Genomic DNA, 24,555 nt, shown 5'->3' on the forward strand with positions numbered 1-24,555 from the left:
TATTAGGAAAGAACTAATTGTAAGCCTTTATCCTACAATAACTCCTCAATCTGTTTTGCGATATTCTCAATCTTCTCTGTTGGCTCAAAGCGAGCAACAACCTGTCCTTTCTTATTTATAAGGAATTTTGTGAAGTTCCACTTAATCTCTGCGCTCTCCTTGTAGTTAGGGTCAGCTTCAGAAAGCATCTTGTCGAGGATAGAGTAGAGCTCGTGTGACTCGTCCCAACCAGCAAAGCCTTTCTGTTCTTTAAGGAATTTGAAGAGAGGCTCAGCATCTTCACCATTCACCTTTACCTTCTTGAAGCGTGGAAATTTTGTGCCGTATGTAAGTTTGCAGAACTCATGGATACTTTCGTCTGTACCGGGTGCCTGCTGTCCAAACTGGTTGCAAGGGAAATCAAGTACTTCAAATCCTTGTGCATGGTACTTCTCATAGAGTGCCTCCAACTCATCGTAGGTTGGTGTGAAGCCACATTTTGTAGCTGTGTTTACAATCAACAGCACTTCATTAGAAAACTCTTTAAGTGAAAATGCCTTACCCTTTCTGTCTTTGACAGAGAATTCATAAACTGTTCTCATTTCTCTTTCTTATCTTCTCTTTGTATAATTTACTTTTTTATGTGATGCAAATGTACGAATTTTATTTGTTTCTACCTTCATAGTTTAGGAGATTTTTACTATTCGATTAACTCGTAATTGATAATTGCGGTCTTATCAATATGGTTTAATTCTCATAGTCAATCATATCTAATAGGGATTTCCCTATCTTCAAATAGTGTATTTACGCAATTATCATCTTATTTATTCACTATTTTTGCATCAGTAAATAAAGAAAATAATAACTTAATTGGATATGAATATGAAACGAATCACTAAATTATTCTTGGCACTTGCAATAGTTGCAAGTCCCTTGACATTGACAAGCTGTGATAATGATTTTTATGATGGAGATGATTATTATTACTATAATAATTTGGTAACATCTGCCGTACGTAATTATCTATATCAGTATCCAAATGGATCAAGTTATTATACAGCTTATAACTGGTTCTATTATAATTATCCAGAAGCAACAACCTCAGAGTTCTATGCTTTCATGGATGCTGTTGGAAGTAATAGATATTATAACTGGGATAATAACTATCGTCAGGAGCAGAATACACAGGTTAGTCGCCTTGTTCAGGAGGCACAGACACTGACTGGTGAGTGGGCTGGAAGTATGACTATTGAGTATACGGATGATAATACGAAACAGCGTATGCGTAATTCTTTCCAAGCTAATATGAAGTTCTTCCAGTACAATTCGTCTGCTAATTCTCTTCAGGGAAATGGTGTTGAGGTAGATACTGATGCACAAGGTAACACACAAACACTTGCATTCTCTTGGAATGTCGATAATAATGGAGACATCTACATCAAGTACACTAATAGTGGAACAATCTTCCGTCTTGATATGAAATCTACTAATGAAGGTTTCCACTTAGGATATGAGCAGGCAAAGGGGTATGATACATTCTTTGGCACGGCACGTAGTACAAACACAACAGATGTTATGAGCTTCAATCTTGCTCGTCAGAAACCAGCAAATGCAAAGGCTGAAAATGCGTTGACAAGAGCTTCAAGCAAGGCTTCTTTCGGTTCTGCTAAAGAGAACGACTATGCGAAGAATAGCGCTGGAGCAGTAAATGGTCTACGCAAGAGATAATTAAAGCTAATCGCTTTTCTATAGCTTCATATATACTTAAACGGGTCCCACTAACTGCGAAGTTGGTGGGATTTTTGTCGTTATAATCTGTCGTTTAAAGGGCGTGTTTCATAATTGTAAACTCTGAATTTGTCTTAATCAAATTTACGTTTTTTGAATTATATTGCTGATTTTCAGTCTTTTTTCGTAACTTTGCAGCCGATTCTCTGTCTGAGAGGAGAGAGAATTGGTTTGACTTGATGATTAAAGATGAGGAGAATCATTCAATTTATAAAGGAGTGGACACTGCCAGTGTCAATAGCTACAGGTAGCTTTTTATACCTGCTTTTCGCCTTTATTCCAGCCTTGGATGGTGCAGCAAACTTTTTTGCTCCTATCCTTGATGCAGCTCTTCCATTGTTTATGTTCCTCGTCTTATATGTTACCTTCTGCAAGGTAGACTTCCGCAAGCTTATTCCTGTAGGTTGGCATCTTTGGATAGCTCTCTCTCAAGTGTTGATGGTTGCGGTTGTTATTGGGGCAATTCTGATTTTTCATATCACGGGTGAGTCGCTTATATTATTTGAAGCACTCCTTGTTAGCATCATTTGTCCTTGTGCCTCTGCAGCAGCAGTGGTCACACAGAAGTTAGGTGGAAACCTTGAGGAAATGACAACTTATACTTTCCTCTCCAATTTTCTCTGTGCGCTGTTGATACCAGTTTGCTTCCCTTTAATAGAGTCTGGAGCAGGTATAAGCTTTTGGGGTGCCTTCATTGCGATTCTCTATAAGGTGTGTTTAGTATTGGTTGCTCCAATGCTTTTGGCATATATAACGAAACATTGGCACACTTTATGCAAGTTCTATCAGTGGGTAATCAATGTGAATAACCTTAGTTTTTATCTTTGGGGATGTTCATTACTCATCGTTTCAGGCACAACAGTAAAGAATATCGTGCATGCTGAGGTCGCTTCGAGCTTCCTCTTGTTGATAGCAATATTGGCGTTAGTGCTTTGCTTGATACAGTTTGCCATTGGTAGATATATCGGTCATTTCTTCTGCAGTACGATTAATGCGGGGCAAGCTTTAGGGCAGAAGAATACTGCTTTTGCTATTTGGATAGCCTATACTTACCTGAACCCACTGTCGACAGTGGGACCAGGTTGCTACATTTTGTGGCAGAATATTATTAACAGCGTTGAGATATGGCAGCATGACCATGCCATTAAACGCAAAAACAAATGATTGTGAAAACAATAAAGTATTTTATAGTATTATTATTTCTGTTCTTGTTGTCACCTGCTGTTTCGGCGCAGGAGGCTAACGGAATAAGTGAACAAGAGGTTAAGCTTGCTAAATCGGTAGAGCCTGATGCTATGCCAGAAGCAGCAATTCCTCATACAAGTTCTGCCGCAGTAGAAGAGATTTCACTGGAACCCCTGCCTGCATCAACCACTCAAGTGTCACATGTTGCAGAAAGTCGTGATCAGGTTGTCCTCCTCATTGGCGATTCTATGGCTGATGGTTTGGGTTCTCGATTCAATGATTATGCTGTAAAGAACGGTTTCAAGTTTCATTCTATCGTTTGGTATGGTAGTACAACACGTGACTGGGCAATAGCTGCCGACCTTCAATATCAGATAGAGAAGCTGCGCCCTACATATATTATCATTAGCTTAGGTACCAATGACTTAGGTTATAAAGATTATAGTAGACGTGAAACCGCAATTCAGACTATTCTGAGTCGTGTTGGGAATATTCCATACGTATGGATTGGACCTCTCCCTTGGAAGAAGATTAAAGATAGAACAATCGTTGACGTAATCCGTGACTGTACGGGTGAAAGTCGGTTCTTTGACAGTAGTTCTGTCATTGCTTCGCGTGCAGATGGCGTACATCCAACACGTCAGGGAGCTGCTCTATGGGTAGATAAGATTGTAGAGTGGATGGGTGAACCTGAGTTGAATGCTAACCCGATAGAGATGGATAAGCCTGACTTTACAACTCGTTTTAAGCATGACGAGAAGCATGGAATGGGGTATCATGGTCGTAGATGATTGTGAAATATCATTACAAATATGACAGAATAATCACATATTTTTTCTCTTAAAAGATCTATATTTACTATGCTTATAACTTACTTATAAACAGGATGTTATAAAATTGTATAATAAAAGGTGCTTAATTCAAATGCAATTAAGCCTTAGTATTTTTTATCACTATGATTTTATTTTACATTCTGATGATGTAGAATGCTTTTATATGCAGTAACACCTATCATAGTAACTTCTTTCTTTATAACTTCTTTGGCGGTAATATCGTTTTAAATCTTATTGATAATATATATTCCACCAGCTGCTAAAGCACCAGCTATCATATATTAATATAAAAAGTTTCGTTGAGGCATAGGCAAGAAGTGACGGCACCAACAATAGGAATTAGTGAATTGTAGATTGCGACCTTACCGACAGGGTTACAGGTTAGCAGTTTGTTATAGAGCGTAAAACCTAATGTACTGATAGCGATGAGTAATAATAAATAGGTAAGACCTAAGAATGTTATCTGTGGCAGCTTACCACCCATCAGCAATCCTGGGATTATCAGTAGTGCACCACCTATCGCCAAGCTGTAGCCAGTACCAACAAATACATCTACTCGTTTCCCCAATCCGCGAGTTAATAATGATGCTGATGCACCGCAAAGAGCATTTAGAATAATCATTCCGTCGCCTAACCAAGTGAACTGTCCACTATCTTCTCCACCTAAGTTTAATGATAGAATACCAACAAAACCAACAATACAACCAATGATTTTCTTCACCGTCATACGGTCGCTTTTGAAGAAAATGCAAGCAAAGATAACGACAGAGAAAACACTTAACGAGTTAAGAATTGCCGCTCGTGAACCTTCACTATGCGAAAGACCGAAGTAGAAGAAGGCGTAATGTAGTGTAGTATTCATCATGCAAAACAACAAGATATACCACCAATCAATTGATTTCCTTACTTTGAAATCACGCTTCTTAGCACCTGCAATCAATAACACAATCAGCCCTGAAAGACAGAAACGAATACCTGCAAAAAGCATTTTTGAGCCTGTCATCTCTGTTGTGATAGCAAATTCAGAAAAACCTAACTTAATCAAAGGGTATGCCCAGCCCCACGCAATGGCTGCTGTGAGGGCAAAAATGGTCACCCATAATGGACGTTGAAATATACTTTTTGTTAGTGTCATTTACTATTTATGCTATTATATAAAAGCTGTTAATTATGTGAATATCAGTCAGAATAAAAGTTATCCTCTATTTCTTCTTTAATATTGATGAGCATGTTATTGCAAATTATTTATTTGAAGAAAAAACTTTATTTACATGAGAAGAAACTTTTATTTCTATGAAAAAAGATTTTCTTTTCACGCTAATAATTCAAGAGTGATACTATTTTCGACTTGCATTCGTTGTGCAAAGGTACGTTCTTTCCTTGATATATCTATTCTTTCAACTGTTTTTTTGCTTCGTTTAATTAGGATATTTATTCTTTATTGTTTATCTTTGTACACAATTTTTAGTTTATAAAAAAGATGAAGAAGTTATTGTATTTCCTTTTGCTAACTTTGGTCGTAGCTAATGTTCAAGCACAGTCATTAACAGACACATTACGTCACGAAGTCTTGTTGGAAACCGATAGTGGAAACATCCGTATTCAACTTTATAATGAAACACCACGTCATCGTGACAATTTCTTGAAGTTGGTACGTAGTGGTGCCTATAATGGTGTTTTGTTTCATCGTGTTATCAAGGATTTTATGATACAGACAGGCGACCTTGGATCGAAGAATGCAAAGCCTGGAGAGGCATTAGGTGATACGCCAGAGACCTATTCACTCCCCGCTGAGATTGATTATCCAAAGTTATTACATCGTCGTGGCGCAGTTGCTGCAGCACGTGAGAGCGATGATGTCAACCCAAAGCGTGAGTCATCTGCCTCACAATTCTATATTGTTTGGGGAATAAAGTTCTCAGACGGACAGCTTGATTGGGCGCAAGAACGCCTTAATGCCCATACTGACAGTACGGTGCAGATGACGCCAGAGGTGCGTAATATATATAAGGAGGTGGGTGGTACACCCCATTTAGACGGACAATATACTGTTTTTGGACAGGTTTTGGATGGATTAGATGTTGTTGATAGAATTCAAAAACAACCAGTTGATGCAAATGATCGTCCACTTGCTGATGTTCGTATTCGTAAAGCAATCGTCTTGAAATAGGGTTGTCTTTATTTATTCTATTATAAATATCAAATAAAGTTACTTATAAATCTATGTCAATTAACAAAAAAGCAACAGCCTGTCTGTTTGCGCTTATGCTCGGAAGTGGAGTAGGTGTGGCAGGAAACAGGTTCGTCTACCGTACTGTAAACGACACTATTACACAGCGTAAAGACACTACAAAGCAGAACGTTCAGAAAGAGAAAGCACCTGAGAAAGAGAAAGAAAAACCATCAGCTTACGAACAGCTTATAAAGAAAAAGGGAAGTGTTCAGAATGGGCTCTTTACTGTAAGACATATAGATGATCAGTGGTATTTTGAGGTTCCAGATTCTGTTATTGGTCGTTATCTGCTTGCTGTGACTCGTTTTACTGCTGTTCCACAAAGCTTTGGAAAGTTTGCTGGTGAGGCAGTAAACAAGCAAACGGTTTATTTTGAACAGCGCGACGATAAGACAATGTTGCTTCGTGCCTACGTTCTTTCACAGGAAGCTGATCCAAAGAGCAATATCTCGCGTACACTGAAAGCTTCTACGGCTGATCCTATTGTAGCTTCCTTTAAGGTGATTGGGCATAACAAGGAAACAAAGGCACAGCTGATTGATGTAACGTCATTGTTCTCAAAAGACAATGCTGTCCTTAGTGTGTCTTCAAATGATTCCAAGCAGTTGAAGTTAGGAGGACTGATATCTGACCGCACCTTTATTGATACGATGAAAGTTTATCCTATTAATGTTGAGATTGCAACGACACGTACTTACTCCAGTCAACCTTCTACTACACCTGCTTCACAGACGGGTGTAATGACTATCGGATTGAATACGAGTGTGGTTCTTCTTCCGAAGGTTCCTATGCGTAAGCGTGTTTGGGATAAACGTGTGGGTTATTTCACAAATGGATATACTATTTTTAGCGATGACCAGACCAAGACTGACCGTGAGCAGTTCATCTCTCGTTTCCGTCTTGAGCCTAAAGATAAGAAAGCATACGCAAAGGGAAAACTTGTAGAGCCTATCAAGCCTATCGTGTTTTATATTGATCCAGCAACACCAAAGAAGTGGGTTCCATATCTGATGAAGGGTATTGAGGATTGGAACGTTGCTTTTGAAGCTGCTGGTTTCAAAAATGCTATTCGGGCAAAGGAATGGCCTAACGATCCAACCATGAGTGTTGACGATGCTCGCTTTAATGTACTCCGTTATCTCCCAGCTGAGATTGAAAACGCATACGGTCCTCGTATTGTCGACCCACGTAGCGGCGAAATTATCGAGAGTCATATCTGTTGGTATCATAATGTGATGAATCTCTTGACAAAGTGGTACTTCACACAGTGCGCCCCATTGGATAAACGAGCACAGACGGCACACATGGATGATAAACTTATGGGTGAGTTGGTGCGCTTTGTGTCAAGTCATGAGGTGGGACACACACTCGGCTTACGTCATAATATGGGTGCCAGCCATGCTACACCAGTGGAGAAACTGCGTGATAAGAAGTGGGTTGAAGAGCATGGTCATACAGCCAGCATCATGGATTATGCTCGTTTCAATTACGTAGCACAGCCAGAAGACGGTATATCAGAGCGTGGTCTCTTCCCACGTGTGAACGATTACGACAAGTGGGCAATCCGTTGGGGGTATCAGTATCGTCCAGAGTTCAAAGATGAGATGGACGAGAAAGAAAAGTTGATGACTGAGACAACAGCCATTCTTGCTAAGAATCCACGTCTTTGGTTTGGTGGTGAGGGTAAGAATGAAGACCCACGTGCACAGACGGAAGACCTTGGTGATGACAATGTGAAGGCGAGTGATTATGGTATTAAGAACTTAAAACGTATCGTTGCAAAACTTCCAGAGTGGACACGTCAGCCTAATGATCAGTACGAAGACCGCATGGAAATGTGGAGAAGTGTTGTTGGTCAGTATGGACGTTATACGAATCATGTACTGAAGAACATTGGTGGTCGTTACATAAACAATATGCCTGGCCAGAAACCTTATGAGGTTGCACCAGCTAAGAAGGGCAGAGATGCGGTAGACTATATCGGTCGTCAGGTTTTTGAGGCACCGCTTTGGCTTTATCCTTCATCAATGACTGATATTGCAGGTACTGATCTTGTTGATGAAATCAGCAGTTATCAGGATCGTATTTTGAAAGTGATGATGAACGGAACTATTATGGATAAGATTTATAAGGACCAGCGTGTTGCAGGTGCTTATCAGTTTAAGGATTATCTTAATGATTTGTTCCACAGTGTTTGGAAGCCATTGACAGGTTTTAATGACATGCAGGTACGCACACGTCGTTTGCTTGAACGTCATTATGTAGAACAGATTAATAACCTTCTGAATCCTGTTAAGACGGATAAACCTACTGCTGTAGATCGTGCAGGTAATTCAGACATTATGCTCTATCTTATGCAACAGTTAGATACTATTGAGCAGTTCTGTAAGGCTCAGGCAGCACAGAGTGAAGGCATAAATCTCCTTCATTATAATGACCTCCTGCGTCAAATAAAGTTGATTCGTGAGCGTCGGGTGACCGTGAAGTAAGTATCTAAGCAAACCTTTTCCATAGACAGGAATTGCTTTTCATGGTTTATGGTTGTGATATTCGTCCATAGTAGACTTCAAAACGCTGCTATGGACGATCTTAATTAGGTAATAAACGCTATATGCTTTAAGATTATAATTATCTCAACCGCCTAAAACAGATAAGCTACTAAATAGAAATGCTTTATTTCTCATCCTTACAAGTAGGGCATACAGACTTGTCTTTTTTAATATTTTCGTAATGTTCTTTGCGTTTTGGATTCATTGGGAACCATCCTTTCAAAACTCGTTTCTCTTGTGAGATAAGCTCGCCAATACCCCAAAGGAATGAGGCTCCAAGCACCCCGAGGAGTTCTGACCAAAAAATACTTTGTACAAACAAGGCTCCAATACAGCAAGAAATACCTGCTATCAACCATATCCTCCAAGGTTTTGTTCCGAAATAATACTCCGTTTTTATGACTAAGGGATGACAAAGTCCGATAATTAAAAATGTGCATACTGCAAGTAATATGCCCTCAAAATTCAATTCCATTACAATTATGTTTTAAGATTAAATCTAATTCTTAATATTGAGAAATATACCATTAAACCAATAATTCTTAGCAAGACCTCAATTTATAATGGTGCAAAAGTACAAAAAAAACTCTACTTGCAAGTGAATTTCTCAGAATAATTGATTACATTTGCAAATACAAGTAGTAAATAAGAAAAAGCTTAAATTATGGACAATAACCAAACACTTATCGCACAATGCGAAGGCAAAGCAAGACAGTGGCTGTCTCCTGCTTTTGATGAAGAGACTCGTTCTGCTGTTGAGGCTATGATTAACAATGAGGATAAGACCGACCTTATTGAAAGTTTCTATAAAGATTTAGAGTTCGGTACAGGTGGACTTCGTGGTATTATGGGCGCTGGCTCTAATCGTATGAACATCTATACTGTTGGTATGGCAACACAGGGTTTTGCAAATTATCTGAAGATTTGCTTCAAGGATAAGGAACAGATTAGTGTTGTCGTATGCCACGATTGCCGTAATAATTCTCGTCTCTTTGCTGAAACAGTTGCAAATATCTTCTCAGCAAATGGCATTAAGGTATATCTTTTTGACGATCTTCGTCCTACTCCAGAGTGCTCTTTCGCTATTCGTTATTTGAAGGCACAGGCTGGTGTGAACATTACAGCAAGTCATAACCCACGTGAATACAATGGTTACAAAGCATACTGGGAAGATGGCGCACAGGTGCTTGCACCACATGACAAGGGCATTATCGATGAAGTAAACAAGGTTAAAATTGAGGAAGTCAAGTTTGAAGGCAACAAGCAACTGATTGAAATTATCGGTGAGGAGATTGATAAGGTTTATCTTGAGAAGGTAAAAACCATCAGTATTGATCCAAAGGTAATTAAGGATCAGCACGATTTGAAGATTGTTTATACTCCATTGCATGGTGCTGGTCGCGTAATGATTCCTCGTGCATTGGCTTCTTGGGGCTTTGACAATGTTCATTGTGTAAAAGAACAGATGGTTAAGGATGGTAATTTCCCAACCGTTGACCGTCCAAATCCAGAGATTGCTGAGGCTTTGACACTCGGTTTGCGAGATGCAAAGGCACTTGATGCTGATATCCTGATGGCTTCTGACCCAGATGCTGACCGCGTAGGTATGGCTTGTAAGAATAGCGCTGACGAGTGGGTACTGATTAATGGTAACCAGACCTGTCTGCTCTTCTTATGGTATATCATCACAAATCGTCAGGCTGTGGGCAAGATGAAGCCAACTGATTTCATCGTAAAGACTATTGTTACAACTGAGGTAATTCGTAAGATTGCTGAGAAGCAGAACGTAGAGATGCGCGATTGCTACACTGGTTTCAAGTGGATTGCACGTGAGATTGCACTCTCTGAGGGCAAACAGCAGTACATCGGTGGTGGTGAGGAAAGTTATGGTTTCCTTGCAGAAGACTTCGTACGTGATAAGGATGCAGTAAGTGCTTGTGCTTTGTTGGCAGAGATTTGTGCATACGCAAAGGATCACGGTAAGACTTTGTATGATATTCTTATGGATATCTATATGGAGTACGGCTATAGCCACGAGTTCACAATCAATGTTGAGCGTCCTGGTAAGAGTGGTGCTGATGAAATCCAGCAGATGATGAAGAACTTCCGTTCTAATCCTCCAAAGGAGCTTGGCGGTAGTGTTGTTGATGTTTATAAGGACTTCCAGAGTCTTGAGATAACAAAGGCTGACGGTTCTAAGGAGAAGATGGATATGCCTGACACAAGCAATGTTCTCCAGTGGTTCTGCACAGATGGTACTAAGGTGAGCGTACGCCCATCAGGTACTGAGCCAAAGATTAAGTTCTATCTTGAGATTAAGGATACAATGAACTCAGCTTCTGATTTCCCTGCTTGCGAGCAGCGTGTAGGCGAGAAGATTGAGGCTATTAAGAAGAGTTTGGGTTTGTAATTGGCTGTTCTTAGCCTTTGATAATATTTGAGAGGGCTTGATATTATAATTAAAGCAGGAGTCTCTATAAAGTTTTATTTGTGGAAACTCCTGTTTTTATTGTTCTATGCCTTCTATATATAATTCTTTTGATAGCTTTCTATCTCTTTTAGCAGGCTACGCTATTTGATTTTTAGCCTTTCAAGTCATAGATTATTTAGTCTCTTGTAAATGAAAAAGAATGATATAATTTCAATTATTCAAGATAATGATATTTCCGAATATTATTCCTTGAAGCATTTAGGTATTGAAGGTTATGCTTTTCCAGACCATGAAGCACTTAAAATAGTGCAACTATGCAAACTTTTATTGATTCCAATTTTAGGTGGTGATGTATATAGTTTGAATGATTCTATAATAGAGGGCTTAGATGATAATTGGTATTATGATAGGACTCCAAGTGAATCATATTACAATTATGTGCAAAACAGTTGCAATAAATCTGAATCTTACATAAGGACTTACAAAATCATTTTTGTGATAGGACCTTATTTTCCTTGGTCATAGAAGATTAATTAGAATAATCGAATACTTTCTCGAAAAGGCAGTGCAGTTTTTGGTTGATTAGTTGGTTCAGGCATAGTTTCAGAATGAAAGCTAAAAGTAGAAACTGAGTGCAGGGATTAGAAATATTATTACAATATAATTCGGCATTCTACATGTTTTTTCTTAATAAAGAGCCTTTTTAACCGTGTTTGTAACTTTCAGTCAATCAATGTGTTGTAAAACAGCATAAGAAAAGGTGCTTAGTTAGAGTCTAACTAAGCACCTTTAAGGCTTCAATTAAGCATCTTTTGAACGTCAATTAAGGCTTAATTGAAATGCAACTAAGCATCAATTCATTCTTTAAAGATGACTTTTATATTACAAATTTGGTAAGGGTAGGAGATGTTTATTCCTTCCCTTAGATTTTATTCAGCTGATACAACATCAAACTTCAGTTTCTCAATATCTTTCTCTTTAGATACTTTGATAGTATCGCCAGACTTGATATCGCCAGAGAGAATCAGTTCGCTCAGTCCGTCCTCAATATGATTCTGGATAGCACGCTTTAATGGGCGCGCACCAAACTGTACATCATAACCTTTTGTTGCTACAAACTCTTTGGCTTCGTCAGTTATCTCCATTTCGTAGCCCAACTCGTGAACACGCTTGAAGAGACCTTTGAGCTCAATATTGATAATCTTCTTTATTGCCTCAAGGTCTAACTGATCGAAGGTGATAATCTCATCCAAACGATTGAGGAACTCTGGAGCAAACTGCTTGCTCAGACTCTTTTGGATAATGGCACGTGCACGTTCCTTGTCGCCCTCACTCTGTGAAAGACCATTTAGGTTTGTGGCTTTAAAACCGACACCTTGTCCAAATTCTTTCAGTTGACGTGTACCCGCATTTGATGTCATAATAATAACTGTGTTGCGGAAGTCTATCAATCGTCCATTGCCATCAGTTAATCGACCTTCGTCAAGTACCTGCAGAAGCATATTAAAGACGTTGCCATGTGCCTTCTCAATCTCATCAAGTAAGACGATAGAGTAGGGGTGACGACGTACTTTCTCTGTCAGTTGTCCACCTTCATCATAGCCAACATATCCTGGAGGAGCACCAACAAGGCGAGAGGTGTTGAAACTCTCTGTATATTCGCTCATGTCAACACGAATCAGAGCATCAGCAGAACCAAACATCATCTCTGCTAATCGCTTAGCAAGATAGGTTTTGCCCACACCTGTAGGACCTAAGAACATAAATGCTCCGATTGGATGATTTGGGTCTTTTAAGCCTACGCGGTTGCGTTGGATAGCCTTTACCATTTTATCAATGGCAGCATCCTGTGCAACAACAACTTGCTTGAGTTCTCTATCCATATTCTTCAGACGAATACCTTCCGCCTCTTGCATACGCTGGACTGGTACGCCCGTCATCATTGAAACAATGTCAGCAATAGCTTCCTCATTGATTTCAACTTTGTCCTCGGTGTCACCTTTTTGCCATCTCTCCTGTTCGTCTTTCAGTGTCTGTTCCAACTCTGTTTGTTTATCACGGAAACTTGCAGCCAATTCAAAGTTCTGATTCTTTACAGCAGCCTGTTTCTTCTCATGTGCAACCTTTATTTCCTTCTGAATGTCAAGGATGGACTGAGGCACCTTTACGTGTTGCAGATGGATACGTGAACCAGCTTCATCGATAATATCTATTGCTTTATCAGGGAAGTAACGGTCGGTAATATATCTGTCAGCATACTTCACACAGGCTTTCAAAGCATCCGCAGTATAACTTACATGATGATGTGCCTCGTAACGGTCTTTGATGTTCTCAAGAATTTGTAGCGTCTCCTCAACTGTCGTTGGCTCAACCTGTACCTTCTGGAAACGGCGCTCCAATGCTCCGTCTTTTTCAATAGACTTACGGTACTCATCGAGTGTTGTTGCACCGATACACTGTATTGTGCCTCTTGCCAAAGCTGGTTTAAGGATATTGGCTGCATCCATCGAGCCTGGTGAAGAGCCTGCTCCGATGAGTGTATGAATCTCATCAATAAAGACAATAATGTCAGGATTCTGTTCGATTTCTTTAATCAACGCACGGATGCGTTCCTCAAACTGACCACGGTATTTCGTGCCAGCCACCACAGCAGTCAAATCAAGAGTAATGACACGTTTTTCGAATAGAATAGGTGAGGTGAGATGCTTCACGATGAGTTGTGCCAAACCCTCAACAATAGCACTCTTACCAACACCTGGTTCACCAATGAGAATAGGGTTATTCTTCTTTCTTCTACCAAGAATCTCACTGACACGCATAATCTCTTTCTCTCTGCCTACAACTGGATCGAGTTTTCCCTCGGCAGCTGCTTGAGTAAGGTCGGTTCCGAAACTATCGAGCACTGGTGTCTTAGATTTTGTACGAGGAGCCTGTGTTGTCTTGGCATTATTACTGCTGTCAGACGATGAAGATGACATCATATCATCATACATTTCTTCTTCGTCAGCCATTCCTATACCATTCTTTGGTTGATTTGCGCGTTTCTGTAACATCGATATTGCGTTGTTATAATTGAATCCACTTTCTTCCATTACTTGCTTTGCACCATTGTTAGAAGAATCGTGCAGAATAGCAAGGAAAAGATGAAGAATATCTACTGTTTGGGTATGCTGTAAACGAGCTTCAAGCACAGCTAATTTCAATATATTATTTGCTTGTTCGTTTAAAAGCATATCAGGTACTGAAGTGTTGGTTTCAGTAGTTTCCTCCAGAATACTTCTTTCTATTTCTTTCTTTATGTTATCTATGTCAATCTTCCATTGATTGAATAGTTCCCATACTGGTCCTGACTTCTCTCGAAGAATAGCAAGCATGATATGCTCAGGAGCAACCGATTTACTTGTCAGTCGTTCCGCTTCTTCTCTACTGAATGATAGAATTTCAGAAACCTTTGGGGAGAATTGATTCATCATATCCTAAACTTTCTTATCTTTACTTTTATCTATGGACAATATGTCCTGTATTAGTAGGGTATTATATACAAAAGATGTGCCAAAAGGCGAAGAATCGGACATACACGTATATTGTAGGTCCGATTCTCCATCTTATATTTTGCTACAGTGCTTCATCGTCAGGCTTCTGAAGTCTTGTCTTTGGTTGTCGTTCCAAGTGCTTCTTCTTACGCAGCCAAGCCACTTTGCGCTGTTCATACTCTTCACGATGACGTTCTAAGAAGTTATCTGCCATTGAACTTACCGTATATAATTGAAATCTGAATATTCTTACCAGTAGATGTGTTGCCCAATAGCTTTGTGCTTGATAGACTCATATTATGGGAAACCTTAGTTATTATAGTTTTCTTATTATTGCCCGTGCCTTGTGTTACGGTCTGTAATTCTACTGGTACTATCACAACCTTACCCCATGCAGGCATTGAAGTGTTGCGTGAGAAGAAGTTGATAATTCCCGAAATATTATTGAATACATAGCTATTCGTTGTTTTATTATAAGTAGCAATAAACGATGTCTTGTTATCTGGCAATCGGTTGTTTGCAAAGAATGATTGTAGGCTATCTGCTGGAACCATCACAACATTTTGTGGTATTCCAAACTGATAATCGGATGTCGAACTATTATTCTCTCGGAAGAGTACAACCTTAGCTGAGTTGATAGAATCGCTTGTATGTCCTGACATTATGTCAGATACAGGCAATGTTAACTTCGTAAACAAACCGGCAGGAGTCTTGAGATAGGTGTGACCTGACTCATTTGCTAACTGCTGTAATTTCGTATTGTCGTTAGAGAAGTTAGTTAGCTGAAGAACCTCTTCAGTACTAACAAAGTTGGTTGATATTGCGGATACCTTTCCTTTTTGCTTGTTCTTGAAGTAAATATTCAACTGTGCAACCTGTATATGTGCCATTGAACCAGAACCGCCATCTATCTTGAAATAGAACCCTGGACAGATTTCATGTAAGAAGCGATAAGGATTACGGAATGCAGATGGGGTCTGCAGATACTTGCGAAGTAGATAGGTACCATAGTTGTTGTAGGTTACTCCATTTTTATCTTTGTACTGGTTATTTAAGCGTAAAATGATATTACGATTATAACCTTTCTTTTTTCTGATACTATCCGCTTCTGTATAGTCTGTCAGTGTAAACGAACGTTTCTCGGCAATACCACCTTGTGCGACAGGTCGGATATAGCCTTGTGCTTCAGGATCGAAGTTAGAGTAGTATGTTATGCCTTCCTCAACAGGCTTTGAGAGTTCGTATGTTGTTAGCTTTATTTGGCTAAGTGAGTCGCCATAATAAGAGCTATAATAAAGTCTTATATCACATGAGTCAGCAATAATCTCATTGTTTGCATCACGACTCATAATAGAGTCCTTTGCTGGCAATTCATATTTACTAAGTACATGGAATTGTGACATAAGGTTACCCGTAACAGTTGTGTTTGTTTCTGGATCAACCATTCTACCCAAATATCCAGTTGCTGAACGTGCAAAAACACTACCAGCAACCATTGTCTCAGAAGCTACGTTGAAGGTGTCTGCCTTTATAGAGAGTTTATCGCCATTATCAATAAGTGAACCTCCAAGGGTATCTGTGGTATCATCACATGATACCATTCCGATACAAGCTGCAAGCATTAAAGCTGCAATAAATTTCCTTCTCATTTAGAATTTCTTAATTGTATAAATCTAAGTATCTTAGAACAATTTGTTATAAAACTCTGAATACTTCTCTTTTAGTTCAGTATCATCGATTGTATGTTCCAAAAGTTGCTTGTCATTTGTCTTAGCATAGTTGATAAGATCTGCATTAACTTTATCGCTGGTACCAATGACACCATCTGAATAGTCAATAGCTAATTTACCTAATTCCATGAAGTTGAAGTCATCACCATAGTTCTTCAAGTGTTTTGCTTTCGCATCACGGAACTCAAGACAATGCTTAAAGTTGGTTCCTAAGCTATCTTGTGGCTGGTCTGCAAAGATTGAGGTTACAACTTTTGAATTGGCAAATTGTGGTTCATCTTTATAGGCAGTCTTCACGTAGAATGGAATAACTGAAGACATCCAACCCTGACAATGAATCACATCAGGAGTCCATCTTAGCTTCTTTACTGTTTCCAACACACCTCTTGCGAAGAAGATAGCGCGCTCGCCATTGTCGGTATAGTCGTTACCCAATTCGTCCTTTGTCATTGCAGGACGCTTTTGGAAATAATCTTCATTATCAATGAAATAAACCTGTATACGTGTCTGCGGAATACTTGCCACCTTGATAATCAATGGATGGTCTGTATCGTCTATAATCAAGTTCATACCTGAAAGGCGAATGACTTCGTGTAACTGCCCTCTGCGTTCATTGATATTTCCCCATCTTGGCATGAAAGTACGGATTTCATATCCAGCTTCCTGCATGATGTGTGGCATTTCTGAGCCATATAATGACATCTCTGTCTTTGGCACGTAAGGCAAGATTTCTTGATTAACAAATAATACTTTTTTTCCCATTCTTTATGTTAGAATTTTTATTTCTGCAACTATTGCAAGCAAACGCAAAGAACGATAATTTTCAATGCGCAACTTACTTTCTGCAAAGGTACTAAAAAAAAACGAGACAACTCTTGCTTTCGATTGAAAACAAATAAAAAGTGTGGCATATTGAGATTATTTAATTAAAATCTCGTCTATTTAATTATTTTGTTGTTACTTTGCAGTGATAAAAAATTTAGTGACTAATGAAAGTTATTCAAAAGATTGTTGAACTTCAGAACGAACTGTTCTCTTGTCGTAAAGAAAACAAAACAATTGGATTAGTGCCTACGATGGGTGCTTTACATAATGGTCATGCATCACTTGTGAAACAAAGCGTTGAGGAGAATGATGTAACGGTCGTTTCTGTATTTCTTAATCCTACCCAGTTTAATGATAAGGGTGACTTAGAGCGTTATCCTCGTACATTAGAAGCTGATTGTCAACTTCTTGAAACATGTGGAGCTGACTACGTCTTTACTCCTTCAGTTGAGGAAATCTACCCCAAACCTGATAATCGTCAATTCGAATTTCCACCACAATCAACGGTGATGGAGGGTGCCAAACGTCCTGGTCATTTCAATGGTGTTTGTCAAGTTGTCAGCAGATTATTCTATATTGTTCATCCTGACAGAGCCTATTTTGGCGAGAAGGATTGGCAGCAGATTGCCGTTATCAAACGCCTTGTAGATTTTATTGGCATGAATGACAAACTTACGATTGTGGAATGCCCAATCGTTCGTGAAGATGATGGATTAGCAATGAGCTCCCGCAATATGTTGTTAACGTCTGATGAGCGGGCTATAGCACCGAAGATTTACGAGGCGTTAAGTAAGAGTGTTGAATTCTCTAAGACGCACAGCGTTGCTGAAACACATGATAAAGTTGTTACAGATATTAATGCTATTGATGGACTTGAGGTTGAATATTTTGATATTGTAGATGGCAACACGCTCCTCGAAGTGAATACATGGAAAGCGTATGTTGTAGGTTGTATTACGGTTTATTGTGGTCATACACCCATTCGTCTTATTGACCACATAAAGTATAGAGGATAATAAGAAAAGATGCTGATAGAAGTATTAAAAAGTAAGTTGCACTGTGCTACTGTCACAGAGGCAAACCTTCATTATATGGGTAGTATTACCATTGATGAAGACTTATTGGAAGCTGCTAATATGATAGCAGGTGAGAAGGTTCAAATTGTCAATAATAACAACGGTGAACGCTTTGAGACGTATATTATTAAAGGAGAGCGTGGCTCTGGTTGTATTTGTCTGAATGGTGCTGCCGCACGTAAGGTTGTTGTTGGCGATGAGGTGATTATCATCTCTTATGCACTCATGGATTTTGAAGAGGCAAAGACCTTCAAACCTTCTGTTGTATTTCCGAAGGAAGGCAACAGATTGTAAATTGAGAACCGAGTTTACATAAGGTTTACCCTAATGGTTTGGTAGGAATTGGATATAGAATCCCTACCTTCATATCACACAATTACATTTCGTTATTCAAAATAATTCAAAGCTACTACTTACTTATTAAATTGAGACTTATAAGAGAGAGTAGATGATTTTATAGTTTTGAACAGGGGGTGTGATTGTGTGTTTTTTATATCTACAAATTACGTTACTTTATCAAAAAAGCAAGGGTATGCCTAATGACATACCCTCTCAAGAAAATGATAATAGCACCAGTGACTATCAGTCAGCTGATACCTGAATTTATTCGATAACAACTAATGGGTCGTCTTCAAGCACAGCTTGACCAACCTTCACAGCGATAGCAGTCACCTTGCCATCCTTCTCAGCTTCAATGTTGTTCTGCATCTTCATAGCTTCAAGGACAACAACCGTATCGCCTGCCTTTACCTCCTGACCAACAGCAACCTCAATAGATGTGATGGTTCCTGGAAGTGGAGCCTTAACAGCAGCAGCGCTATTGATAGCAACAGCAGGAGCTGACTCCTCACTTGCTTCAGCAGCAGCTGGCTTGCCAAGCTCAACCTTCTTCTTCTCTGGTTCAGCAGGCTGTTCCATCTGTACTGCATACTGCTCACCGTTGACAGTTACTTCTGTAACATTCTCGGCATTAATCTCCCCAATCTCGACTTTATATTCCTTGCCGTCGATAGTATATTTGAATTCTTTCATTGTTGTCTATTATGGTTTCTTTGTCATTACCTCGAACTTAGCATCCCACATTGTCTGCTTTGGCAGAATAGTGATGATGCCTGGCTCGTTATCGTGAACATTGTTTCCGGCAAACTCATAGAGTGCCATTGCAATTGCTGCATATACGTTTTTATCCATAGTCGTGCGCCTCCTTATTACATTGGCATACATCCATGCTTCTTAGCTGGTAAGTCTTGCTTCTTATGTGCCAACTGAGCTAAGCCGCGACAAATGCGGAAACGGGTATTGCGTGGCTCAATAACATCATCAATATAACCGAACTGTGCTGCCTGATATGGATTAGCAAACTTCTCTGAGTACTCCTCTTCCTTTTCAGCGAGGAACTGCTTAACGTCGCCACCCTGTTCCTTAACTTCTTTAGCTTCTCTACCACAGAGAACGGCAACAGCACCTGATGCACCCATAACGGCAATCTCTGCACTTGGCCATGCGAAGTTGAGGTCAGAACGGAGCTGCTTACAACCCATAACGATATGTGAACCACCATAGCTCTTACGCAGTGTGATAGTAATCTTTGGTACTGTAGCCTCACCATAAGCATAGAGCAACTGTGCACCATGAAGGATAACAGCGTTGTACTCCTGACCTGTACCTGGGAGGAAGCCCGGCACGTCAACAAGTGAAACAATAGGAATATTGAAAGCATCGCAAAAACGAACGAAGCGCGCACCCTTACGGCTTGCGTTTACGTCCAATACACCAGCGTAAGCTGATGGCTGGTTAGCTACGATACCAACACTCTGACCATTGAAACGAGCGAAACCAGTGATGATGTTCTTAGCAAACTTTGGCTGAACCTCGAAGAACTCTCCGTTGTCAGTTACAGCCTGAATTACCTTGTACATATCGTATGCTTGGTTTGGATCGTCTGGGATAATCTCGTTCAAGAGGTCTTCCTTACGGTCAATAGGGTCGGTGCACTCAGTGCGTGGTGCTTCCTCACGGTTGTTTGAAGGAATGTAAGAGAGGAGCTTCTTGATAAGATCCATTGCCTCTTCCTCTGTCTTAGCTGTAAAGCTTGTTACACCACTCTTTGAAGCATGAACGCTTGCGCCACCGAGGTGCTCAGCATCAATATCTTCACCAGTTACGGTCTTCACCACCTTAGGACCAGTCAAGAACATGTAACTTGTTTGCTCTTTCATGATGATGAAGTCTGTCAGTGCAGGAGAGTAAACTGCACCACCAGCACATGGACCAAGGATGCTTGAAATCTGTGGGATAACGCCAGAAGCGAGGATGTTACGCTCGAAGATTTCGCCGTAACCTGCCAAAGCAGAGATACCCTCCTGAATACGTGCTCCACCAGAGTCGTTCATACAGATGACTGGTGCACCGTTGGTCATAGCCATATCCATTACCTTGCAGATTTTCTGAGCCATTGTTTCAGAAAGCGAACCTCCGTTTACGGTGAAGTCCTGCGCATAGAGGTATACGAGGCGACCGTCGATAGTTGCAGAACCAGCAACAACGCCATCACCGAGATACTGCTTCTTCTCCATACCGAAGTTATGACAACGATGGAGTTTGAACATATCGTATTCCTCAAAGCTGCCCTTGTCAACCAGCATTTCAATACGCTCACGTGCAGTGTACTTTCCGCGCTCATGCTGCTTGTCGATGGCCTTTTGACCACCACCTAAGCGTGCCAACTCGCGCTTCTCCACGAGTGCCTTGATCTTTTCTGTTTGCTTACTCATAATTTGAATTTATTTTCTTATTTATAGCTTCTTATATTTTACTTTAATTTTCATTTGTAGCTTTCTGCTCATTTTTCTCTAATGGGCTAAAAAGTCCTTATAACAGAATTAAATGCAAAATTACTAAAAAAGGTGGAGATAGTTATCTTCACCTCTTTAAATATTGTTAAGGTTTTATGTTTAATGACTTCAATTTGTCTTTAATTACATAGCTATGTGCGAAAAAGCTGGAGCTTTGTAGGCATGCACCATCTGTCACATGCTATTATGATGCTGATATTTTTCTATTGAATTATAGATAAATTGAAGGGAAGTTATTATCTGTTTCTTTATCTCTTTTACTTTGGTTCTGTAATAAAAATTCAAATGTTGAAAAATTAAAGAGGCTCTTTTGGCTCCTAAAAGACGTCCAATTGACTTGTTAAAGATGCCCTTTAAGGACCTTACTAACGCCCTTTTGAAGTCTAATTAAGCACCTTTTGCTATGCTGTTTTGTAGCTGTTTGAAAACGAGACAGTTATAAATGTACTTAAAATGCTTGCTTTTTGATTAATTTAAGTGCTTTTTCTTCTTCTTTTTGTTGTGATATTTTACCATACTATGTTTGCTTTTAGTAGATTTTTTCTTTGTTTTTTTTTAATTTGATAAATGTACTCTTAAGATAAGGTGAGATACTCTTTTCGATTCACTTTACTCTTTGTAAGTCGAAAAAAGAGTGTCATAACTATAACTTATCGTCCACATATCTGTTTATAGGGACAGTATTTACAGCTATTTGTATTATCCGTAGGTGCAAAAGGTATATTAGGATTATGTATTTCTTCGAGCTTCTCTATGAGATTTTTAAAGAAATCATCCTCATATACGGTAACATCGGTTATTTCCTCATTACCTATTGACAGCACTGGATTATAATCTTCACTACCTGCATGTTGTATAAAGAGCAGAGCAGGACTTACTGCACGATGATTAGGATTATGTTCAGAATCATTTGTTGTCTCAATAAGACTATAAAGCATTGCTTGCATAGTGTAGTCACTCTTCTTACTTATATTCTTATCATCAAACATGTCATCAACACATTGAAGTGACTCTGCAACTTTTCCACCTGTCTTATAGTCTACTACACGTAAGCGTGCGTTATCACTATCAACAAGTATCTCATCTAAGCGATCAATGCGTCCACCTGTTTCTATTTGCTTCTCCAACCCATTCACATTAATTATCAATGAACGTTTAACAGAGAATTCATGACCTATTACACGCAATGGAGCAGAGCGACGATCTATTCGCAGTAATTGATGTAAATATTTTATAATTACCTCACGATTGATAAGTTGAAGTCCGTTGAGCTTTGGATGCTTTCTGTTTTCTTTCGGTTGGTGGAAGAGTTCTGTCGCAAATGCTTCATCAACAATATCATCCAATGTAAGTTCAGCATACCCAGATGTAAGCGATTGGGTACTTTTCCCTGTCTTTAACAAGTGATCTATGTTCTTTGTTGTGATAACTTCTCTTGGTAATAATTTTTCATACATGAGCTGTGCTGCCGAATGAAAGATATTACCGAACATACGATTATCAACGTCATCTATGTCGATTTCATCGAGTTCTTTTATACCCGCAATATACTTAAAGTAATACTTTAGTTGACAACCTATATAGGTATTAATAGCAGTTGGTGAAAAATAACTGATTTCATCGAGTCTTTTAAGTACTGCGTCATTTTTCTCTACCACTTCTGCTTCACAACGCATAGGCTCTTGTCCAGCTTGCAAGGTTAGTCGATGAATTGGATGATTCCACTCTACCATTAGTTGTAAAATGAATCGACTCATTTCACCAGTATGACTACCTTGCGTAGAATTATTATAAAGGAAAGTCACATCTTTTGCTCGCTGAATCATGCTGTGGAAGTAGTAGCTGTAGATTGAAACCTTATTATCAATGGTTGTTAAGTCGTATGCCTTACGAATAAGATGAGGAATAAAGGAAGCATCATCAACCCCCTTTGGCATATTTCCTTCATTACAAGAGAGTACAAGGACATGGTTAAAATCAAGGTTTCGGGTTTCAAGCACGCCCATCACTTGCACCCCACGGGCTGGCTCACCATGGAAAGGAATGCTGGTAGAAGCTATAAGTTGGGTTAAAAGACGACGGAAGACAATCTTGTCTGCTTCAAGATCACCATTCCCAATCAACTCTAACAATCGTGTGAGTAAGGTGTACATACGAAAAACAGACTCCTCAAAGAGTGGATCTTTATCAGTTGCGCCATTCACTCCGATGAAACGGACAGTTTCTGCTAACCACTTTACTAAAGCAGGTAGATGCTGTTTGTCACTTGGATAATATTCAAAAAATATACCTTCTGTTGGCTTTATATAAAATTGTCGTTTGCTATTTAATCGTTCGATAATTCCGTCAACATCATGTGTAAGATACTTTCCGTAAGGATGTCGCAAGACTCTGTTGAGGTGATGAAGTCTGTAGCTCTGTTCCTGAAGAGAATAACCCTCTGTTTGCAATGCCCAAAGTTGCGAAACCATCGATGCAATCGGAGTTTGTTGTAGAGGATAACCTGTTGTAACATTTAGCGTATCTACTTCATCAGGTATACAATGGATAACGGTCTGCAACAAGTGTTCATCACAAAGAACTATCGCTGTACGTTTACCATCTTTATATCGTTCATTCTCTCGTAACCACTCAGATATATAGCGTGCTTGTAGATTTTCAGTAGGTGCAGAGATAATATTTATCTCCTTCTTCTTACTTAAATTATCATACAATTCATCATTATCGTTAGGCAAAGTATTGGGGAATTTATCAAGCCAACGACGAATATAGTTACCTGCCTCATTCATTGACTTCATATAATAACGATCATAATCCCAATAGAAACTTGCCTTTTCTTCCTTTAAGAATTGTTTGAAAAGCACTTGCTCTACCTTTTGAAGCACGTTGAAACCGACAAAAACATAATGTTCATATTGTGTTTTTATCTGTGGTTTCTCAACAACATCACGGTAAAGCATACCTTCGTATGCAAGTTTTTGATTTCTAAGTCTTTGCTTAAAATCATTATATATATCATTTAGCTTAGACCAAAGGGTAATGAAACGTTCTCTAATCCCCTCTGGATTATCGTCAAAATTAGCAAAGAAACGGCGTAATTCTGCTTTCTGCTCTTCGTTAAGATAACTTATATCATCTAATTCTTTAAGGTTACTAATATTAGAAAATACTTTCTCAGCGTCTGCCATATTCTTGTCGATATCATCGAAGTCAGCTAAGAGTAGTTGCCCCCAGCCATAGAAGTAATCTAAAGTTTCCTTTGTATTATTTGTAACTTCAACATAACTCTTGTAGAGATCACAAATACTTTTAATAGGATCAGCAATGGTAAGTTCTGAATGTTGACGAAAGAAATCAGATATGGTTATATACGCAGGACTCCATACTGGCCCATCAGCTAATTGTGCTAAGGCTTGATTTAGAAAGAGTGCAGCACGCTTATTAGGAAAGACAACAGCTATATGCGCCATGTCATTACCATATTTTTTCAGCAAATCTGTTGCTACGTGTTCGAGAAATGTATTCATAATTGTATATA

19 protein-coding genes and 1 pseudogene are annotated in these 24,555 nt (G+C 39.3%); 9 read left to right on the forward strand and 11 right to left on the reverse strand.

Annotated elements, in window-relative coordinates:
* Positions 1-32: 32 nt before the first annotated feature.
* Entirely contained in the window at positions 33-581 is a 549-nt protein-coding gene (locus tag J5A56_RS05310) for a glutathione peroxidase (RefSeq protein ID WP_021671524.1), read from the reverse strand.
* Between the two features lie 280 nt (positions 582-861).
* On the opposite strand from J5A56_RS05310, the gene J5A56_RS05315 reads away from it, so the two are divergent.
* From J5A56_RS05315 to J5A56_RS05325, 3 genes are all read left to right on the forward strand, one after another.
* Entirely contained in the window at positions 862-1,707 is an 846-nt protein-coding gene (locus J5A56_RS05315) for a hypothetical protein (RefSeq protein WP_036919516.1), read from the forward strand.
* A gap of 249 nt (positions 1,708-1,956) precedes the next feature.
* Positions 1,957-2,931, forward strand: a complete 975-nt coding sequence (locus J5A56_RS05320; RefSeq protein ID WP_021671526.1) for a sodium bile acid symporter family protein — start codon at positions 1,957-1,959, stop codon at positions 2,929-2,931.
* 2 nt (positions 2,932-2,933) lie between these two features.
* Positions 2,934-3,743: an SGNH/GDSL hydrolase family protein gene (locus tag J5A56_RS05325; protein ID WP_036919520.1), complete on the forward strand. Its 810-nt coding sequence runs from the start codon at positions 2,934-2,936 to the stop codon at positions 3,741-3,743.
* A 266-nt stretch (positions 3,744-4,009) separates the two neighbouring features.
* On the opposite strand, the pseudogene J5A56_RS05330 reads toward J5A56_RS05325, so the two are convergent.
* Positions 4,010-4,920 (reverse strand): annotated as a pseudogene (locus J5A56_RS05330) (DMT family transporter).
* A 345-nt stretch (positions 4,921-5,265) separates the two neighbouring features.
* Here J5A56_RS05330 and J5A56_RS05335 point away from each other — a divergent pair.
* Positions 5,266-5,955: a peptidylprolyl isomerase gene (locus J5A56_RS05335; RefSeq protein ID WP_021671529.1), complete on the forward strand. Its 690-nt coding sequence runs from the start codon at positions 5,266-5,268 to the stop codon at positions 5,953-5,955.
* A gap of 53 nt (positions 5,956-6,008) precedes the next feature.
* Positions 6,009-8,507: a zinc-dependent metalloprotease gene (locus J5A56_RS05340; protein ID WP_021671530.1), complete on the forward strand. Its 2,499-nt coding sequence runs from the start codon at positions 6,009-6,011 to the stop codon at positions 8,505-8,507.
* 184 nt (positions 8,508-8,691) lie between these two features.
* On the opposite strand, the gene J5A56_RS05345 is transcribed toward J5A56_RS05340, so the two are convergent.
* Positions 8,692-9,042, reverse strand: coding sequence for a DUF4491 family protein (locus J5A56_RS05345; protein WP_021671531.1), 351 nt, complete (start codon positions 9,040-9,042; stop codon positions 8,692-8,694).
* 189 nt (positions 9,043-9,231) lie between these two features.
* On the opposite strand from J5A56_RS05345, the gene J5A56_RS05350 reads away from it, so the two are divergent.
* Both J5A56_RS05350 and imm40 read left to right on the forward strand, forming a co-directional pair.
* Positions 9,232-10,977 carry a phospho-sugar mutase gene (locus J5A56_RS05350; RefSeq protein WP_021671532.1) on the forward strand — a complete coding sequence of 582 codons (1,746 nt, stop codon included), beginning with the start codon at positions 9,232-9,234 and terminating at the stop codon, positions 10,975-10,977.
* A 210-nt stretch (positions 10,978-11,187) separates the two neighbouring features.
* The gene (gene imm40, locus J5A56_RS05355; RefSeq protein ID WP_249112025.1) at positions 11,188-11,523 is read left to right on the forward strand and encodes an Imm40 family immunity protein; all 336 of its coding nucleotides are present in this window, start codon (positions 11,188-11,190) and stop codon (positions 11,521-11,523) included.
* Between the two features lie 404 nt (positions 11,524-11,927).
* On the opposite strand, the gene J5A56_RS05360 is transcribed toward imm40, so the two are convergent.
* The 4 genes from J5A56_RS05360 to J5A56_RS05375 form a co-directional block, all read right to left on the reverse strand.
* Entirely contained in the window at positions 11,928-14,471 is a 2,544-nt protein-coding gene (locus J5A56_RS05360) for an ATP-dependent Clp protease ATP-binding subunit (protein WP_021671534.1), read from the reverse strand.
* Between the two features lie 142 nt (positions 14,472-14,613).
* Positions 14,614-14,745, reverse strand: coding sequence for a hypothetical protein (locus J5A56_RS05365; protein WP_021671535.1), 132 nt, complete (start codon positions 14,743-14,745; stop codon positions 14,614-14,616).
* The gene (locus J5A56_RS05370; RefSeq protein WP_021671536.1) at positions 14,735-16,180 is read right to left on the reverse strand and encodes a DUF4270 domain-containing protein; all 1,446 of its coding nucleotides are present in this window, start codon (positions 16,178-16,180) and stop codon (positions 14,735-14,737) included. Before J5A56_RS05370 ends, J5A56_RS05365 begins: the two co-directional genes overlap by 11 nt.
* A gap of 33 nt (positions 16,181-16,213) precedes the next feature.
* Entirely contained in the window at positions 16,214-17,023 is an 810-nt protein-coding gene (locus J5A56_RS05375) for a glycogen/starch synthase (protein ID WP_021671537.1), read from the reverse strand.
* A gap of 227 nt (positions 17,024-17,250) precedes the next feature.
* Between J5A56_RS05375 and panC the strand changes: the two genes are divergently transcribed.
* Both panC and panD read left to right on the forward strand, forming a co-directional pair.
* The gene (panC, locus tag J5A56_RS05380; RefSeq protein WP_021671538.1) at positions 17,251-18,102 is read left to right on the forward strand and encodes a pantoate--beta-alanine ligase; all 852 of its coding nucleotides are present in this window, start codon (positions 17,251-17,253) and stop codon (positions 18,100-18,102) included.
* 9 nt (positions 18,103-18,111) lie between these two features.
* Complete coding sequence (gene panD / locus J5A56_RS05385) at positions 18,112-18,456, forward strand: aspartate 1-decarboxylase (RefSeq protein WP_021671539.1); 345 nt, start codon at positions 18,112-18,114, stop codon at positions 18,454-18,456.
* 309 nt (positions 18,457-18,765) lie between these two features.
* Here panD and J5A56_RS05390 read toward each other — a convergent pair whose 3' ends face one another.
* The 4 genes from J5A56_RS05390 to J5A56_RS05405 form a co-directional block, all read right to left on the reverse strand.
* Complete coding sequence (locus tag J5A56_RS05390; RefSeq protein WP_021671540.1) at positions 18,766-19,194, reverse strand: biotin/lipoyl-containing protein; 429 nt, start codon at positions 19,192-19,194, stop codon at positions 18,766-18,768.
* Between the two features lie 9 nt (positions 19,195-19,203).
* On the reverse strand, positions 19,204-19,353 hold the full coding sequence (locus J5A56_RS05395) for a hypothetical protein (protein WP_196801653.1): 150 nt from the start codon (positions 19,351-19,353) through the stop codon (positions 19,204-19,206).
* 17 nt (positions 19,354-19,370) lie between these two features.
* Complete coding sequence (locus J5A56_RS05400) at positions 19,371-20,936, reverse strand: acyl-CoA carboxylase subunit beta (RefSeq protein WP_021671542.1); 1,566 nt, start codon at positions 20,934-20,936, stop codon at positions 19,371-19,373.
* A 731-nt stretch (positions 20,937-21,667) separates the two neighbouring features.
* Complete coding sequence (locus J5A56_RS05405) at positions 21,668-24,544, reverse strand: PD-(D/E)XK nuclease family protein (protein WP_021671543.1); 2,877 nt, start codon at positions 24,542-24,544, stop codon at positions 21,668-21,670.
* Positions 24,545-24,555: the final 11 nt, after the last annotated feature.

It is taken from the genome of Prevotella melaninogenica (assembly GCF_018128065.1).
In the GTDB taxonomy this organism is placed as follows: domain Bacteria; phylum Bacteroidota; class Bacteroidia; order Bacteroidales; family Bacteroidaceae; genus Prevotella.

Coding starts and splice junctions, on each gene's coding strand:
- J5A56_RS05350 (WP_021671532.1), top strand. CDS start 9,232: ATGGACAATAACCAAACACTTATCGCACAATGCGAAGGCAAAGCAAGA.
- J5A56_RS05345 (WP_021671531.1), bottom strand. CDS start 9,042: ATGGAATTGAATTTTGAGGGCATATTACTTGCAGTATGCACATTTTTA.
- J5A56_RS05405 (WP_021671543.1), bottom strand. CDS start 24,544: ATGAATACATTTCTCGAACACGTAGCAACAGATTTGCTGAAAAAATAT.
- imm40 (WP_249112025.1), top strand. CDS start 11,188: ATGAAAAAGAATGATATAATTTCAATTATTCAAGATAATGATATTTCC.
- panD (WP_021671539.1), top strand. CDS start 18,112: ATGCTGATAGAAGTATTAAAAAGTAAGTTGCACTGTGCTACTGTCACA.
- J5A56_RS05320 (WP_021671526.1), top strand. CDS start 1,957: ATGAGGAGAATCATTCAATTTATAAAGGAGTGGACACTGCCAGTGTCA.
- J5A56_RS05315 (WP_036919516.1), top strand. CDS start 862: ATGAAACGAATCACTAAATTATTCTTGGCACTTGCAATAGTTGCAAGT.
- J5A56_RS05395 (WP_196801653.1), bottom strand. CDS start 19,353: ATGGATAAAAACGTATATGCAGCAATTGCAATGGCACTCTATGAGTTT.
- J5A56_RS05310 (WP_021671524.1), bottom strand. CDS start 581: ATGAGAACAGTTTATGAATTCTCTGTCAAAGACAGAAAGGGTAAGGCA.
- J5A56_RS05340 (WP_021671530.1), top strand. CDS start 6,009: ATGTCAATTAACAAAAAAGCAACAGCCTGTCTGTTTGCGCTTATGCTC.
- J5A56_RS05360 (WP_021671534.1), bottom strand. CDS start 14,471: ATGATGAATCAATTCTCCCCAAAGGTTTCTGAAATTCTATCATTCAGT.
- J5A56_RS05365 (WP_021671535.1), bottom strand. CDS start 14,745: ATGGCAGATAACTTCTTAGAACGTCATCGTGAAGAGTATGAACAGCGC.
- panC (WP_021671538.1), top strand. CDS start 17,251: ATGAAAGTTATTCAAAAGATTGTTGAACTTCAGAACGAACTGTTCTCT.
- J5A56_RS05375 (WP_021671537.1), bottom strand. CDS start 17,023: ATGGGAAAAAAAGTATTATTTGTTAATCAAGAAATCTTGCCTTACGTG.
- J5A56_RS05335 (WP_021671529.1), top strand. CDS start 5,266: ATGAAGAAGTTATTGTATTTCCTTTTGCTAACTTTGGTCGTAGCTAAT.
- J5A56_RS05370 (WP_021671536.1), bottom strand. CDS start 16,180: ATGAGAAGGAAATTTATTGCAGCTTTAATGCTTGCAGCTTGTATCGGA.
- J5A56_RS05390 (WP_021671540.1), bottom strand. CDS start 19,194: ATGAAAGAATTCAAATATACTATCGACGGCAAGGAATATAAAGTCGAG.
- J5A56_RS05400 (WP_021671542.1), bottom strand. CDS start 20,936: ATGAGTAAGCAAACAGAAAAGATCAAGGCACTCGTGGAGAAGCGCGAG.